The organism is Faecalibacterium gallinarum (genome assembly GCF_022180365.1).
GTDB classification, from domain to species: Bacteria; Bacillota; Clostridia; order Oscillospirales; family Ruminococcaceae; genus Faecalibacterium; species Faecalibacterium gallinarum.
The window spans coordinates 1-673 of the sequence record NZ_BQKV01000100.1 but is presented as its reverse complement, the minus strand read 5'-3'; the positions used below and the strand labels follow the sequence as shown (position 1 = coordinate 673).

The window sequence follows — 673 nt, the reverse complement described above, 5'->3', positions numbered from 1 at the left end:
ATTTGAAAAATTAAAAGAGGACTAAGTTTATGAGAACCCTGTTCTTAACTTCAAGTGGCTTAAACGAAAAGACTATGGTATTATTTTGGAAATGTATCGGAAAAGAACCGATTAACACAAAAGCGATTTTGGTTCCATCCGCCGCAGTTGGAAATGATGGTGCGCGAGAAGGAATCATTGTATGTATGGAGCGCCTTATGAATATGGGAATACCTATGAATAATATTCTTATATATAATCTTGCGTTTTTACTTTCCGATGGATATAAAAGAACATATTCAAGTTATATTAGTGACATACCTGTACCGTTTCGCTTAATGAGTGTTCAAGAACTCACTCAATATGACATGATTGCTTTTTGTGGAGGAAATGCCCATACGCTTCTTAGCGAAATAAACAGAACAGGATTTTCGAAGCCCCTAAAGCAAGCAATAGAGAATGGATTGGTGTATCTGGGAATTAGCGCAGGTAGTATGATTGCTGCCGGAAATTTTTCCGATGGATTAGGATATTTAGCAAATCCGTTGATACCACACGCTGAAAAAGAGAGCCCTTTTGGAGATATATCGAAGAACGATTTGATTGAATTGGCTGACGGTCAAACTGTATTGATTAAAGGGAATCGACAGGAAATTATTTAATAAATTGAATACTGTTGTTTTTTTATCTTCGG

1 protein-coding gene is annotated in these 673 nt (G+C 36.3%); it reads left to right on the top strand.

Annotated features, from left to right (window positions below):
• The first annotated feature begins 29 nt into the window (after window positions 1-29).
• Window positions 30-641 (top strand): Type 1 glutamine amidotransferase-like domain-containing protein, encoded by a 612-nt coding sequence (locus JCM17207_RS11925; RefSeq protein WP_002571017.1) that lies wholly within the window; start codon window positions 30-32, stop codon window positions 639-641.
• The last annotated feature ends 32 nt before the right edge of the window (window positions 642-673 follow it).

Bases quoted from the DNA above. Each gene is read 5' to 3' on its own strand.
- JCM17207_RS11925 (WP_002571017.1), top strand. From the start codon at position 30: ATGAGAACCCTGTTCTTAACTTCAAGTGGCTTAAACGAAAAGACTATG.